This is a genomic window from Streptomyces sp. NPDC026394 (genome assembly GCF_055567735.1).
On record NZ_JBVHPX010000010.1, the window covers coordinates 213,341 to 227,304 of the forward strand.

The following is a 13,964-nucleotide window of genomic DNA, read 5'->3' on the forward strand; positions in this document are numbered from 1 at the left end:
CTGCGCCCTCGGCCGCCGTCTGAGCGTTTCCCGCCGCGCGCCCGATCTCCTTCTTGACGGCGCCTGTGAGCTGCTCGACCTCGGCCTTCTCGGTTGCGCTAACGATATCTCCCTTGTGCAGGTTGCCGGATATGAACGCCGCTGCCCGCGACAGGCGGAGAATCGGGCGGCATGATCATTTCCGCTGATGCGAGTGTGCGTGAGGGCACAGGGTGCAGGCTGTCTGTCGCGAAGGGCGACCGTGCAGTTCGCCTGGTGCTCGCAGTGCCTCTCGCACTGTTCCTGATCGGGCCAGGATTTGCCGCCAAGGCACTCGGGGTGCGGCCATGATGTGGAGGCGGGTCGGTCGGCAGGTGATCCGGTCTGGTTTCCCGCGGGATCAGCCGGCCGAGGCCGTCAAGACGGGTTCGCGGACGATGAGCTCAGAGGCGCTCGCCATCCCCATGGCTTGGACTTCCAGTCCGGGTGCCCGGGCATGGGCGGAGTCTTGGCGTCGTACAGCCAGCTCTTGACATACGGTGCGAGGTCGCGGCCTGAGACCTTGTCGGCGACATCGATGTAATCCTGGGTCGACGTCGCCTTGTCGCGGTACCGGTCGAAAAAGCTCTGCTCGATGCGGCGGAACGTCGAGTCACCGACCTGGTTGCGCAGACCGTGGAGCATCAGCGCGCCCGGAGCGTCTGTATGGAACATCACCGCGGAGGGGGACGTGAGTTTGCCGGCCGGGCCGCTCTCTTGGCGCTCCTTCGCATCGTGCTCGTACAGCGTCAGCGTCGTACCCGCCATTGCCGAGCTTCGGAAAGAGCCGGTCGCCGGCGCTCTCCGCTCCCACTCGGCCGGTGGGCTCACCGGCCTGGGTCGAGGGGGCCACGACGGCGGCCGCAACCGTTCCCGCGACGGCTGCTGCGGAAACGGTGAAAAGCACCTTTTTACGAGGTCTGCGCAACATATCAACGTCCTTGCTCTCGTCTCTTGCCGCGCCCCCTTGCACCGCAGCCCCGTCTCGGGGGCGCCGTAACAGAGGTGTGTCCGACATTACGAACTCAGGCCGCCCGTGTGATCAGCACACAGGCTGAATCGACGTCATACGACAGAGGTATGTGCCGCCCCCGCCTCCGACGGCAGATGGTGTGTCGAGTTGCTGGTGGACGCGGGAACGCGCTGGAGGTGGTCAGCTCTTGAGGATGGCCTGGATGTCGAGGTCGACCATGATTCTGTGCCCGACGGCCGCGATACCGCGCGCGAGCATCTTCGGCCAGGTGACCGTGAAGTCGGCGCTGGGCAGCTCGGTGGTAGCGCGGCAAGCCGCGCGGTTCTCGCCCCCAGCCCGTGGCCCACTCCGAGGTACTCGGTATCGAGCGTGACCGTCCGCGTCACACCGTGCAGGGTCAGCCCACCCACCGGATATCGCCCGGCGATTGCCGCTCTTGTGCTCCATCGTCGGAAACCGCGCTACGTCCAGGAAGTCACTTGAGCGCACATGGTCGTCGCACATCTTGACTGCGGTGTCGATGGAGTACGCGTCGATTACGACGTGCAGGGCGCAGTCCTCCACTCGCTCGCCCGTCCAGATCGCACCCACGAAGCTGTTGAATCTGCCGTGGACATGGGCGAGGCCGATGTGACGCGCGGCCCGAAGGAATCGGTGAGGACCTGGACGTTCATGCCGTGGCGTTTATCTTTCCCGGAGTAGCACGGGGTGGTGGCGGCAATGCGGTCGATCGGCAGCAAAATGCCGTCGAGGATGACGAACGCCTTCGCCCAAATCGTCTTCACCGCCTCGGCCAGGGACGGAGCGAGGGCGGTCAGGGCCTCGACGGCTTCACGTATGCAGCGGTACATGGTCGCGGCCCCGGAACTCGGCGAGTCACCGGCCACCGGTCAACTTCAGTGGCCAAGGACAGTCTGGCCTTGTTCCCGAGGATGAGACAGGGCCGGAACAGCGTGCAGAGCCGGAACTCATCACGGGATGTGGCCGCATTTCCGCGTACAGCGGAGGGGCCTCGCCATGCTGCGGTGAGGTCCTGCCCAAACGGCGGAAGCCAAGGTGCGTCCGTGGTCGGGCGTTGCCAGCCTGATTGCAGTAGCCACCCCTTGACCTGGAGAGACATTATGCGTCTGGGTACCGCTCTCGCCGCAGCAGCGCTCGCCTCCACTGCCGTACTCGGTAGTACTGGGCTGGCCGACGCCCAAGAAGTGGCCAACGACCCCGGCCCCAGCGCCGAATGCGCCCAGGACGTGGAAAATACCGCTGTGGCGCCAGGTCTTACCGGGACGGGCGTCCCGGACGTCCTCAATAGCGGAGACGGGACAGCCCCTAACTGCGACCAGGGAGACCCGCCGGCTCTGGACCTGCTCTGAAAGTCGGCCGACCCCGCGGAACAACAACTCGCCCCCATCAGGCGGCCCCGCCGGGAGGTTGGCACCCCGCCCTGGTCGGAGCCGTCCCCTTCCGGCCAGGGCGGGAAGTTGTTTGTTAGCCGGTCAACGACCACCACCCTTGGGGGCCTCCAGCCAGCGCACGGCGCTTCCCCGCGACCGCTACGGTCAGCTCGAAGGCTGGTTCCGTACTCGTCGCCCGGCGCCACGCCCCAGGCGGCGTGGGCGTCCACCGTGTACCAGGCGGTGAAGGCGGTCCCGCGGAGCGTGCGGGCGGGGACGAGGGCCGGCTGCGACCACCGGCGGGCGGCGTACTCGGAGAACGCGCACCACACGGCGCCGTCGTGATCGGGCCAGGCCAGCAGCAGACGGTCGCCGCGCCCGGCCCCGGTCCGGCCGACCGCCGAGGGCCAGGAGCTGACCGCCGTGGCCGGCGCCCGCTGGACGTTGCGGTGGCTCCACGTCGCGCCGTCGGGTGGGGGGCACAGGCGGATCGCCCGGTCCTGCCCGGCGCCGGTGAAGGTCAGCCATACGCGGCGGGTGTGGGTGGTGGTGGCGCTGGGGCGGGAGGAGGTCATGGGCCAGCCGCCGAACATGGGCCAGCCGCCGAACAGCGTGTGAGCCGGGGGCCCGGAGCCCCCCGTCGAAGGCGGTGTGGAAGAGGCGTTCGTCCGCGTCTTGTCCGTTCCAGTACAGGTGCAGTCCGTGGAGGCCGGCCACGAGTGCGGGGCATGGCTGGAGCGGGCGCCGGGCACCGCGCGCGGACCGCTCCAGCCGTGTCCGTCCCTCACCGCCCACCACAACGCCTGATCGCGTTCGTCCCGCCAGACCGGATACAGCAGGTCGCGCCGCCCCGACAGCGCCGGGCGCTCCATCGACGCCGCGCCGAACACCCGCTGCTGCGGCGTCCCCTCGTCGTCCGCGGGCATTCCTGGGGTCGGCAGACGTGCCCCGTGCGGAGTAAGCATCACCACTTGGCCGATGACGCTGTGCAGCGGCGGAAGCCGTGCGAGTCCGTCGGCCACGATCGGCCGGTTGCGGCATCTGCCGGAGATGTCACCTCGGCCCAGCGTCGCGGTGCAGGTGCTCCACCTCGACGGGCACACGGCGTCCGCCTCACCCCTCTGTGCTTCCCGGAGGGCCGGCATCGCCCGCGGCGCGCATGCCCGTTTCAGTCGAGGGTGTGGTTGGCCAGGACGTGGTCGGCGGTCTGCAGGAGGGGCTGGTTGTGGCGGAAGGCGTGGGCCCGCAGGCGGGCCAGGGCGTCGTCGGTGCTGAGGCGGTGCTTCTCGGCGAGGATGCCGGCGGCCACGTGGACGCTGGCCGGGTAGCCCTGTGGGCCGGGCCGGGGGAGGCGGAATTCGGCGGTCAGCAGGTGGGGGTGCTCGTCGAGGGTGAGCAGGGACAGGATGCGGGCGTAGGCGAGGGCGCGGGTCTTCTCGGCCGGGCTCAGAAGGCCGGGGGCGGTGCGGTAGAAGTCGACGGCGCCGAAGCGCAGCGCGCCGATGACCAGGGGAAGTGCGGTGACGCTGCGCATGTGCTGTTCGGCCGCGGTCTGGGTGAAGGCGGGCCACCGTTCGAAGGCGTGGTGCAGGTCGGCTTCTTCGACGAGGGTGCCGGTGACGTAGGCGTCGGTGCAGGGGCCTTCTCCGGAGACGAGTTGGGCGTCCTCCATGAGTTTGGCGCGTTCGTCGCTGGCATGGCCCAGCATGCGCAGGTCGTCGGCGACGACCAGGGTGATGCCCAGGCAGTCGGCGTTCACGTCGGCGGCGCACGCCTGACAGGCCGCCGCCAAGGTGACGTCGCCGCCGGCGGTGGCGGTGATGCGGTGCCAGACGTAACTGTGGTCGTCGTCATGCATAGGGCATCCCAACGGGTCGGGGATGGCGGGCTGCCGCACCGGCAGGGCTGTGCGGCCTGGCGCGTGCCGGTCAGGGCGGCGGGATCTCGCCGGTGTCGATGTCTGCGGTGGTCACCTGGCGGCACAGATCGGACAGCCGCAGGTGGTTCCTGCGGGCGTGCCGGCGCAGCGCGTCGAAGGCGTCGTCGAGGTTGGTGTCCCAGCGTTCGGCGAGGATGCCCTTGGCCTGTTCGATGACGATGCGGCTGGACAGGGCGGCCTGCAACTGGGCCCGTTCCTGGTTGCCGTGGGCGATGGTGCGGTGTTGCAGGATGGCGATGGTCGCCACGTCCGCCAGCGCCTGCGCCACACGCGCGTCGGCACGGGACAGGTCCTGCCGGCGGGTGTGGAAGAGGTTCATCGCTCCGACGGACCGCTCGCGCAGGCGCATCGGCAGCGCGTGGCTGACGGCGAAACCGGCCTGGCGGGCCTGCTCGGCGAACTGCGGGAAGCTGTCGGTCTGTTCGGGCGAGGCGAGATCGACGTTGAGCCGGGCGACGTGGTCGCGGTGGCATTCCACGCACGGCCCCTCCTCGTGCTGCAGCGCGAAGAGTTCCAGCAGGCGGGCGTGCTCGTCCGAGGCGGCGATCAACTGCAGCCGGCCGCCCGGGTCGGCGAGCATGACGCCGACCGCCGACACGTCGAGCAGCTCGGTGCAGCGGTCGCACAACGTGTGCAGGAATTCGATCAGGTCGAAGTCGTCGACCAGCGTATCGACGGCATCGAGAACGGCTGCCAGCAGGCGTTCCTCTCGATTCATGACTCTTTTCATCCCTTCACCGGTCGGACGCGCCCGGCCCGTCCTGATCATTGCGGAAGTGCACCCGCCGGGCCACCACGTCCTCGGCGACCTCCACCACCGTCCGGCCACGGGCGAAGGCGTAGGCCCGCAGCCGCATCAGCGCCTGGGCCAAGGTGGTCTTCGCCTGCACGCTGACCATCCCGGCTGCCTGATGCACCGCCGCCCGGTACAGCACCGAATCGTCTCTGGTGTCGGCGACGGCCCACTGCTGACCGCCGTCCGCCAGTACGGCGGTCAGCGCCCCCGCCACCAGCCAAGCATCGGCCCGCTCCGTCTCCCTCAGCGGGCCCGGGGCCGTACGCTGCAGGGTCAGCGTGCCCAGACAGGCCCCGCCGAGCAGCAGCGGGAAACAGAACACCGCCCCCACGCCCAGCTCGATGGCCTCGGGCAGCAGCGCCGGCCACCGGCCGGCCGCGACGTGCGCCAGGTCGGGCTCGGCCACCGGCGCGCACATGACGGCCGCCTCCAGAGCAGGGCCCTGGCCGAGGGTGTACTGCAGGTCCTCCAGCCGGGCGCTGGTCCCAGCGGTGGACCACACCAGCTCCCCCAGTTCGCCGGTCACCGGCACCGAGACGGCGACGCCGTCGACTCCGAGCACCTGCGCGCACCGGACCGCGTCTACGCCGATCAGCTCTTCTCCACCGGACGAGGCGCGAAGGTCCCCCAGCACAGCAGCCAAGTCGCCCTTGGATGCCATGCCCGTCACCTCCCGTACCGTTCCGGTCCACGGCTCCTCCAGCTTAGTGTTCCCGCCGCCCGCACAACCACCGCCCGACGGCGCGCGGAATGCGGCGCGGCTTCCCGCCCCCAGGGCGCACGACGGGCGTAAGCTGGGGAGGCGAGGCCGCCCGAACGGATAGTTTCGGGTTGTCTGCACGACACCTGGCCCAGACCCGTCCGGGCGGCATCGGTGAATGCCCACAGATCGGGTCACCACAATGCGCGCACACAGGGCATGGAGCCCTCCGTCGGTAGCGAGCCTGCCGTGACAGTTCCCCGGGCCGAAGCCGTCGTCCTCGCCGCCCGCCACCTGAACGAACCGGCCCCGGCCCGCAGCCTCGTCACGGCGTGCCGCACCGCGCTCGACCGGTCCTGCTCGGTGGGGCTGGCCCTGGCCGTGAACGCCGCACAGGCCCAGCGGGTGACCCTGGCGGCCGCCGGGCCCCTGGCCGCCCCGGGCGAAGCCCTTCAGCTCGACCTCGGGGAAGGCCCGTGCATCCAGGCCCTGGACCAGCACCCCCCCCCGGTCCTCGTCGCCGACCTGCACCACACCGACACCGCCCGCCGGTGGCCCGTCTACGCCGAACGCGCCCTCGCCTGCGGCATCCAGGCGGTCTTCGCCTTCCCGGTCCTGCACGGCCCCCCCGGCACCGGCCGGGCCGGGCTCATCCTGACCGTCTACCGCAACCGGCCCGGCCCGCTGTCCGACGCACAGCGGGACACCGCCCATACCCACGCCCACGCCGCCGACCTGCTCCTGCTGACCGCCCTCGCCTCGGCCGAGGACGACACCACCGATGCCTGGTTCCTGCCGTCCGACGCGGTGATCCACCAGGCCATCGGCAAGATCAGCTACCGCCACTCCGTCACCATCGACCAGGCCCTGGCCCTGCTGCGCGCTCACGCCCACACCCACGACATCAGCCTGACCGACCTCGCCCGGGCCATCGTGCACGACGGTCTGACCCTGCCCGACCTGCCCCGCCCGCCCGCCCCCGGACACCACTGACCCTCCACATCCCCGGCGACCACACCCAAGCTCATGGGAGCGCGGAGGACGCAGCCTCGGCGGGCGACAGCTTGCCGCGGACCCGGCCGGGGACGCAGGTCGTCAGCGGCTGATGACGACGAACCGTCCGGCGATCGTCGACCAGGACGGGCCCGACGTGGGTCCGGGCGGCAGTCGCGCCCCCGCCGCGCATCCCGTGGAGCAGCCCGTCCGCTCGCCTGGTCTTCTAGGCGGATCCGGCGGAGTCGTCGTAGGTGATCAGGTCTCCCGGCTGACACCGCAGGACCTCGCAGATCCTCGCCAGGGTCGAGAAACGGATCGCCTTGGCCCGCCCGTTCTTCAATACGGACAGGTTGACGACAGTGATGCCCACCTGCTCGGACAGTTGGGTCAGTGTCATACCGCGCTGGACGAGAACGCGGTCGAGGTGGATCCGGATCGCCTGGAGTTCCTCATCGGGCATCAGATGGTCCCTTCGAGGTCCTCTCGCATGCGCACGCCCTCACGCATGATCTTCCCCATGATCACTGCGGCGAGACCGGCCAGGACGAGCACCAGCGGCCCGGAGACGGTCGGCCCGGAACCCACGATCGGCGCCATGCTCCCGACGAGCCAGGACTCCGACCAGCCGGCGACGAGCCCGGCCAGCAAGGTGCCCCCGGTGACGAACCAGCCGAGCGCGGAGAGACGCTGCGACACCGTGTGAGTGAACGGCCCCTGCCCCAGGACGGACTTCAGCAGCCGGGAGAAGAGCAGCAGCGCGACGGACGCGAACAGCGGCCAGGGCAGTTGCCTGCCGAGGTCTGCGGCGCGCTGAACTGCGGAGGGGCTGCTCTGGCACAGTCGCGTGGCGCTGCTGGACGCCTTCACGCCTTCGCTGATCGGCAGGCTGCCGTCCAGTGAGGCATTGGCCCAGAAGCCCGTCTGCACACAGACCGCCCCGTCGTCGAGCAGGTGTGTCACCCCCGTGCCGAGGAAGACAAGTCCCCAAAGCACCGCCAACACAAAGGTCCCCGAAGCCAGAGTCCTCGTCAGTCGCGTGTTCATCGCACCCCTACCTATCGACTTTCGATAGGTAGAACACTAGGGGAGCATATCGATATTCGACAAGTTCCTGGCTGCCGACGACACGGACCCGGCAGGCAGAACGACCGACTGACGCGCACGCAGGCCGGATACGCGTCCACCCCACCCGGCTCCCGCCTCGTCCCCCGCAACCGGCGTGACGGCCCCTGGAGCGCGGGACCCAGGTTGCGACGAGTACGGCGAGGATGGTCTTTCCGCCACCAGGGTCAGCGAGGACGGCCAGCCCCTCGGCCAGTCGGGCGGTGACCCCGGCATGGAAGACGCCGACCGGTTCCCACCCGTGGCGCCGCCTCCTTGCAGTAGCCGTAGCCCGCGTCGGCGGCCACCCGGCCGGACTACTGCCGCAGCGCCGGGACACTCCGCCGAGCCGTCACCAGGAGCACCGTTGCGTTACCGGCGCACGGCTGCGGCCGCGCGCACTTCGGCGAGGGCCTGCCGTGCCAGCGGGCCGAAGCCCTCGCTGCTGCCGGTGTCGATCCACCGCTCAAAGGCGATCTCCCAGGCGAGCGCGCCCAGTTGCGCGGCCACGCGCGCGGTCAGGCGCGGGGCTCCGCGCCGATGGAGAGCCTCGATCAGCGAGGCGGTGAGGTCGAGCCTCTTCAGGGCTTCGCGTTCACGCAGCTCCGTATTGACGTTCAGCACGGCCTGGCGCCGGCGGCTGAACTCGCGGCGGTCGGCGGTGAAGAACGTCCGGCCGAGCGCGTCGAGGGCGTCCGCCACCGCGTCGAGCGGCCCGGCCTCCGGCGGCGCCGAGGCGAGCCCTTCGACGAGCGACCCGGTCACCGCGCCCTTGTCGAAGAGCACCTCGCGCTTGTCCGGGAAGTGCCGGAAGAACGTGCTCTTGGTGAGCCCCGCGCGCGCCGCGATCTCGGTCACGGTCGTGTTCTCGTAGCCGTGCTCCTCGAAGAGGTCGAGGGCGGCGGCGGCGAGTCGTCCTGGTGCGTCGGGTTGCCAGCGAGCCATGGGAGCAGTCTACGGGACTTGGTCCCATCACTGCTGTAGGGTCGATGAGACCAAGTCCCATCACTGGCCGAGAGAGGTCACCGATGAGTAAAGCTGTCCGTTACCGGCGCTTCGGCGGTCCCGAAGTACTCGAACTGCAGGAGATACCCGAGCCGCACGCCGCACCGGACGAGGTGCGCGTCCGGGTCACGGCCGCCGGGCTGAATCCGATGGACTGGCAAATCACCACACAGCCCGACATGGCGGCGCGGTTCGGCATCACCTTGCCGGCCGGGTTCGGCAGCGACTTCGCCGGAGTGGTGGACGAGGTGGGCGCCGACGCCACGGGATTCGCGGCCGGCGACCGGGTGTTCGGAGCTGCGATCGGCCGGTCCGTCGCCGATTTCGTACTGGTCAAGACACCTACGGCAACGCTGTGGCCCACCCCGGAGGGCATCGGCGACGAGGTGGCGGGCACGCTTCCGGTGTCCGGCCTGACGGCCTCCGCCGCGCTCGCCGCGATCGGGCTCCGCACCGGGGACACCGTCCTGATCGGTGGGGCGGCGGGTGGCGTGGGCATCTTCGCCGTGCAGTTGGCGAGGCTCGCGGGCGCCCGGGTGCTCGGCACCGCCTCCGAGGGCACGTTCGAGTTCCTGCGCGGGCTCGGCGCCGAGCCCGTGGCGTACGGCCCCGGCCTGGCGGACCGGGTGCGGGCCCTGGCGCCCGAGGGGATCACCGCCGCGACCGACCTGTTCGGAAGGGAGACGGCCGAGACCGCGCTGAAGCTCGGCGTGGCACCCGAGCGGATCTCCGTCGTGGCCGACGGCCCCGCCCCGCCGCCCGGTGTACGCAAGGCCGGCGCCCTCGATGCGGGTCCGGGTGCCCTGGAACGGATCGTCGACGCGATCCGCTCCGGCGAGATCACGGTGCCGATCGCGGCGACCTTCCCGGTCGAGCAGATTCGCGAAGCCGTGACGACGCAGGCCGAGAGGCATGTTCACGGCAAAATCGTGATCGCCCTGTGAACCGGCACGGGGTGGACTCAGCGGTCGGTACGAATGCGGCGCCCACATCTGGAGGTTGATCTCACCGGTGGCGCGGACGAGGACGTCGAGCTGGGCGGGGCCGGGGTTGCTGGGCGGCCACCGATGGGGTGGACACGACGCGTGCGTCAGTGGCCCGTGGTGACCTGCTGGTCGACGCGCAGGGTCAGCTTCAGCGCGTCCAGGGCGCTGGCCGGGGTGATGCGGTTGTCCGCCTCGCCGCGCAGGACGGCCAGGACGTGGTCGATCATCGCGGTGTACTGGTCGGCCGGGGGCAGTTCCACCTCGTGGGCGCCGTCGTTGGTGTAGGCGGTCAGGGTGGCGGTGGGTCTGCCGTCGTAGCCCATGGTGCCCACCGATTCCAGGACGCCGTCGGTGAAGGCGGCGGTGTAGCCGCCGCGCCCGCCCCACGGCATCGGCCGCAGGGAGGAGACCGAGCTGCGGGCGATCGCCCCGTCGAAGGTCATGACCGCCTCGACCGCGCCGGCGTCCGCGTCCCGTTCGACCGCGGTGACGTGGACCTGCCGAGGTATGCCGAGGGCGCGGGTGATCAGGTCAAGGTCGCTGTGCATGGCCTCCATCGGCAACACCTTCGCCCCCAGGGACGCGCCGGGCCACAGCGGCGCCATCGCCGACCAGCAGGTCAGTTCCCGCAGCCGGCCGTAGGTGTTCTCGCGTACGGCGTCGGCGAGGGCCTGGTTGGCGGGGAGGAACCGCTCGAACATGTCCACGAACACGTGTCGGTCGCCGGCCTCGGCGGCGGCCACCAGCCGTCGGCCCTCCTCCAGGGTGGCGGCCATGGGCAGTTCACTCAGGACGTGCTTGCCCGCTTCCAGGGCACGGAGCGCCATCGGGGTGTGCAGCGCGATGGGCAGGCACAGGTCGACCAGGTCGAAGGAGGCGTCGGTGAAGGCGGCCTCCGGGTCGGTGGAGGCGGTGAAGCCGAACCGGCCGGCCACCTCGGCGGTCTTGGCCGCGTCGCGGCCGAACATCACCACGTCCACGTCGTCGCGGGCCGCGTAGACCGCGGCGTGCGCCTGGCCGAAGTTGGTCCCCAGCAGTGCGATCTTCATGTGTCTTCCTTCCGGATGAGAGCGAGGCGGTGCGGCCACGGCCGCGGCCGGTGCCGCGGCCGTGGGCCTGGAAAAGGTGTGCTGGTGCGGTCAGGAGGGCTGGGCCTGGCTGATGCACACGGGCTGGCCGGAGGGGTCCAGCAGGACCGTCCAGTGGTCGCCGGGCTGGAAGTCGGGCCTGGTGGCCCCGAGTTCCAGCAGCCGCTTCTCGGCGGCGGCCACATCGGGAAAGGCCAGGTCCATGTGGAAGGGCAGCTCCTGCTCGGGCCAGGTGGGCGCGGTGAAGGAGCTGGAGGTCCAGAAGACGTACATCGCGTTGCCGACGGTGACGGGGAACGCGACCTCGTTGCCGTGCTCGTCGGGGTAGGGCTGTCCGACCTCGCTGCCCAGCGCGGCGGCGTAGAACTCGGCGAGCCGGCGGCCGTCGTCGGCCCAGATCGCGTACGAGATCACCGAGCCGCTGAGAGTACCGGTGGAGTGGGTGGTGCTCATGGGGGATACATCCTTTCCGTGTTCCCGCGGCCGCCGGGTGTCGGGCCGCGGAGCGTGCAGTCGACGTCGGCGGACCGGGCGGCGGGGGGGGCGCCGGCTGCGGTCCGCTTCCCCGCAGGGGTCAGGCGTCGGCGGTCCGGGCGGGCGAGGAGAACAGCCCGAATCGGTTGCCGCGCGGGTCGAGGAGGCGGGAGAAGGCCGGTCCGTCGGGGTTGGTGTCGGGCCCGTACTCGACGCGGGCGCCCGCCTGCTCCGCCACGGCGGTGGTGACGGCGACGTCGGGGACCAGGAAGCAGGGCATCATGTAGTCGGCCCCGGCCCCCTCGGCGCTGCCGCCGCTGTGGTCCCACAGGCCGCCGGACGGCCACTCGGCTCCGGGGCCGAAGATGCTGAAGTACGGCTTGCCGCCGGCCGTCTCGTCCTTCTCGATGCGCCAGCCGAACGCGGCGGCGTAGAAGTCGGTGGTGGCCTGAAGGTCGGTGGTGCCGATCTCGAACCAGGCCATCGCGCCGGGCTGCGGCGCGGTCGCGGCCTGCTGCATGTGCTCCTCGGTCGCCTGCGCCCGCTCGGCGAGCCGGGCCGACTCGCCGCGGGAGAACAGGGACAAGACGTTGCCGCGCGGATCCTTCAGACGGGCGAAGACCGTCACGTCCGCCACCTGAGTGGCCGGCACCACGACCGTGGCGCCCAGCCGGGTGAGCTGGTCCACGTCCGCGGGGACGTCGGCGGACAGGACCGAGAGATTGATCGCCTCGCCACCGGTGTCGCCCTGCTGGACGGCGCCCATCGGCCAGGGTGCGCCCGGGGCGAAAACGCGGGTGTAGGTGCGGCCGTCGACCGAGGAGTCCGGGTCGGCTTCGAAGCTCCAGCCCAGCAGCGGGCCGTAGAAGCCGGTGACGGCATCGGGATCAGTGGTGCCGATCTCGAACCAGACCACCTGGCCGGGAGACAGGAAACCCATGATGAGAAGGCCTTTCGCGGGTGCGGTACGGGGTGGCGAGGGAGCGGGAACGGCTGTGGTGTCGAGCCTGGTCCACCACGGCCGGCGCCGCCCGTCTGCGCGGTTCGACCGCTTTCGAGGGTGTTCGGAGGGGTTTGTTCTCGGGTATGCCCTCACGCTAGGAGGCTTTTAGGACACCTCACGTCCGTAAAGGGCGCCATTCTGGAAAACATGACGAGCGACCTTCCCGCACGGATGCTGCGCCTGCTGTCCCTGCTGCAGACGCGCCGCGAATGGTCCGGCACCGAACTCGCCGAGCGCCTCGGCGTCACCACCCGCACCATCCGCCGCGACATCGACCGCCTGCGCGAGCTCGGCTACCCCGTCGAAGGCACCACCGGCCACGCCGGCGGCTACCGCCTGGCCTCCGGCACCGCCATGCCGCCCCTCCTGCTCGACGACGACGAAGCCACCGCCACCGCCGTCGCCCTGCGCACCGCCGCCGGCCACCTCACCGGCATGGAGGAAACCGCCCTGCGCGCCCTGGCCAAACTCGAACAGGTCCTGCCCCACCGGCTGCGCACCCAGGTCGCCGCCCTGCACCAGGCCACCGCCACCATCGACTGGAGGCAGCACGTCCCGCGCACCGACCCCGCGGTCCTGGCCCTGCTGGCCGCCGCCTGCCGCGACCACGAGACCGTCACCTTCGACTACACCACCCGCGGCGGCGCACAGGCCCCCCGTCGCGTCGAACCCCACCACCTCATCGCCTCCGGCGGCCTGTGGTACCTCCTCGCCCGAGACACCGGCAAGGATGACTGGCGCATCTACCGCCTCGACCGCGTCGCCCGCCTCTCTCCCACCCGGCACCACTTCGACCCGCGCCCGGTACCGGGTGACGACCCCGCCGCCTACGTCGCCGACAAGATCGCCACCGCCCCCGTCCGCTACCGTGCGACAGCCACCGTCCACGCCTCCGCCGAGACCGTCCGCCGCCGCACCTGGGCGCTGGCCGGCCGCATCCGGCCCCTCGACGAGAAAAGCTGCACCGTCGACTGTTCCAGCGACCACCTGACCGGCGTCGCCCAGACCCTCGCTGCGCTCGACACCGACTACACCCTCGACGCCGGCCCCGACGTCACCGCGTATCTGCGCGAGACGGCCGAACGCACGGCTCGCGCCCTGATCGACTGAACGGGCGCGGGAACCCTCGCGGTCTGTGCCGGCCCGGAGGTTTTTGGGCCGCGCGGGTGAAGGCAGGCATAGCAGGTGCTCAGCGGGGGAGGATGGCGGCGTCAACGTGGGGAGAGTCATGATTCCGCCGCCTCAGTTCCCGGCCGCCGGTACGGGCGCGGTACGTGGTCCTGGCGTCCAGGGCGAACTGATTCCGCCGTCCGGCACCGACGGCCCGGTGCGGCCGGACCTCGCGGAAGTGGTCCGAGTCGCCCGGCGGATGCGCGAGCGCTCACAGCAGCAGCGAGCCGATGCCCGACGGATGCGGCGCGACCTGCGCATCCTGCTCGCCCGAGGCACCACTCCCACCGCACGTGACCGCCTGTGAGTCCCACCGGTATCGGC

Annotated in this window: 15 protein-coding genes and 1 pseudogene; 4 read left to right on the forward strand and 12 right to left on the reverse strand. The window is 70.9% G+C overall.

From position 1 onward, the window contains the following. Positions 1 to 396 precede the first annotated feature (396 nt). From ACZ4QV_RS23745 to ACZ4QV_RS23770, 6 genes and pseudogenes are all read right to left on the reverse strand, one after another. Positions 397 to 786: a gluzincin family metallopeptidase gene (locus tag ACZ4QV_RS23745; protein WP_361636421.1), complete on the reverse strand. Its 390-nt coding sequence runs from the start codon at positions 784 to 786 to the stop codon at positions 397 to 399. A gap of 385 nt (positions 787 to 1,171) precedes the next feature. Further along, positions 1,172 to 1,582: a YceI family protein gene (locus ACZ4QV_RS23750; RefSeq protein WP_361636418.1), complete on the reverse strand. Its 411-nt coding sequence runs from the start codon at positions 1,580 to 1,582 to the stop codon at positions 1,172 to 1,174. Positions 1,583 to 1,608: 26 nt separating this feature from the next. Beyond that, a pseudogene (locus tag ACZ4QV_RS23755) lies at positions 1,609 to 1,854 on the reverse strand (IS5/IS1182 family transposase); the annotation flags it as partial. A 1,696-nt stretch (positions 1,855 to 3,550) separates the two neighbouring features. Continuing rightward, positions 3,551 to 4,240, reverse strand: a complete 690-nt coding sequence (locus ACZ4QV_RS23760) for a GAF and ANTAR domain-containing protein (protein WP_361151303.1) — start codon at positions 4,238 to 4,240, stop codon at positions 3,551 to 3,553. A gap of 70 nt (positions 4,241 to 4,310) precedes the next feature. Then, positions 4,311 to 5,039: a GAF and ANTAR domain-containing protein gene (locus ACZ4QV_RS23765; protein WP_361151301.1), complete on the reverse strand. Its 729-nt coding sequence runs from the start codon at positions 5,037 to 5,039 to the stop codon at positions 4,311 to 4,313. A 16-nt stretch (positions 5,040 to 5,055) separates the two neighbouring features. Continuing rightward, positions 5,056 to 5,778, reverse strand: coding sequence for a GAF domain-containing protein (locus ACZ4QV_RS23770; protein ID WP_361151299.1), 723 nt, complete (start codon positions 5,776 to 5,778; stop codon positions 5,056 to 5,058). A gap of 288 nt (positions 5,779 to 6,066) precedes the next feature. On the opposite strand from ACZ4QV_RS23770, the gene ACZ4QV_RS23775 reads away from it, so the two are divergent. Beyond that, on the forward strand, positions 6,067 to 6,810 hold the full coding sequence (locus tag ACZ4QV_RS23775) for an ANTAR domain-containing protein (RefSeq protein WP_361636412.1): 744 nt from the start codon (positions 6,067 to 6,069) through the stop codon (positions 6,808 to 6,810). 226 nt (positions 6,811 to 7,036) lie between these two features. Here ACZ4QV_RS23775 and ACZ4QV_RS23780 read toward each other — a convergent pair whose 3' ends face one another. The 3 genes from ACZ4QV_RS23780 to ACZ4QV_RS23790 all read right to left on the reverse strand — a co-directional run bounded on the left by ACZ4QV_RS23780 (position 7,037) and on the right by ACZ4QV_RS23790 (position 8,859). Then, complete coding sequence (locus ACZ4QV_RS23780) at positions 7,037 to 7,273, reverse strand: helix-turn-helix domain-containing protein (protein WP_361151295.1); 237 nt, start codon at positions 7,271 to 7,273, stop codon at positions 7,037 to 7,039. Further along, the gene (locus ACZ4QV_RS23785) at positions 7,273 to 7,806 is read right to left on the reverse strand and encodes a DUF2975 domain-containing protein (protein WP_361151293.1); all 534 of its coding nucleotides are present in this window, start codon (positions 7,804 to 7,806) and stop codon (positions 7,273 to 7,275) included. Before ACZ4QV_RS23785 ends, ACZ4QV_RS23780 begins: the two co-directional genes overlap by 1 nt. A 480-nt stretch (positions 7,807 to 8,286) precedes the next feature. Further along, positions 8,287 to 8,859: a TetR/AcrR family transcriptional regulator gene (locus tag ACZ4QV_RS23790; RefSeq protein WP_361588981.1), complete on the reverse strand. Its 573-nt coding sequence runs from the start codon at positions 8,857 to 8,859 to the stop codon at positions 8,287 to 8,289. Positions 8,860 to 8,942: 83 nt separating this feature from the next. Here ACZ4QV_RS23790 and ACZ4QV_RS23795 point away from each other — a divergent pair, with 83 nt between their 5' ends. Then, the gene (locus tag ACZ4QV_RS23795) at positions 8,943 to 9,863 is read left to right on the forward strand and encodes an NADP-dependent oxidoreductase (protein ID WP_361588978.1); all 921 of its coding nucleotides are present in this window, start codon (positions 8,943 to 8,945) and stop codon (positions 9,861 to 9,863) included. Positions 9,864 to 10,009: 146 nt separating this feature from the next. On the opposite strand, the gene ACZ4QV_RS23800 is transcribed toward ACZ4QV_RS23795, so the two are convergent. The 3 genes from ACZ4QV_RS23800 to ACZ4QV_RS23810 form a co-directional block, all read right to left on the reverse strand. Beyond that, positions 10,010 to 10,954, reverse strand: coding sequence for a Gfo/Idh/MocA family protein (locus tag ACZ4QV_RS23800; protein WP_361636405.1), 945 nt, complete (start codon positions 10,952 to 10,954; stop codon positions 10,010 to 10,012). Between the two features lie 90 nt (positions 10,955 to 11,044). Next, positions 11,045 to 11,446 carry a VOC family protein gene (locus ACZ4QV_RS23805; RefSeq protein ID WP_361151283.1) on the reverse strand — a complete coding sequence of 134 codons (402 nt, stop codon included), beginning with the start codon at positions 11,444 to 11,446 and terminating at the stop codon, positions 11,045 to 11,047. Positions 11,447 to 11,567: 121 nt separating this feature from the next. Then, positions 11,568 to 12,407: a VOC family protein gene (locus ACZ4QV_RS23810; protein WP_361588972.1), complete on the reverse strand. Its 840-nt coding sequence runs from the start codon at positions 12,405 to 12,407 to the stop codon at positions 11,568 to 11,570. Between the two features lie 210 nt (positions 12,408 to 12,617). Between ACZ4QV_RS23810 and ACZ4QV_RS23815 the strand changes: the two genes are divergently transcribed. Together ACZ4QV_RS23815 and ACZ4QV_RS23820 are read left to right on the forward strand one after the other, a co-directional pair. Then, on the forward strand, positions 12,618 to 13,580 hold the full coding sequence (locus ACZ4QV_RS23815) for a helix-turn-helix transcriptional regulator (RefSeq protein ID WP_467763381.1): 963 nt from the start codon (positions 12,618 to 12,620) through the stop codon (positions 13,578 to 13,580). 118 nt (positions 13,581 to 13,698) lie between these two features. Next, on the forward strand, positions 13,699 to 13,947 hold the full coding sequence (locus tag ACZ4QV_RS23820) for a hypothetical protein (RefSeq protein WP_361151277.1): 249 nt from the start codon (positions 13,699 to 13,701) through the stop codon (positions 13,945 to 13,947). Positions 13,948 to 13,964 lie beyond the last annotated feature (17 nt).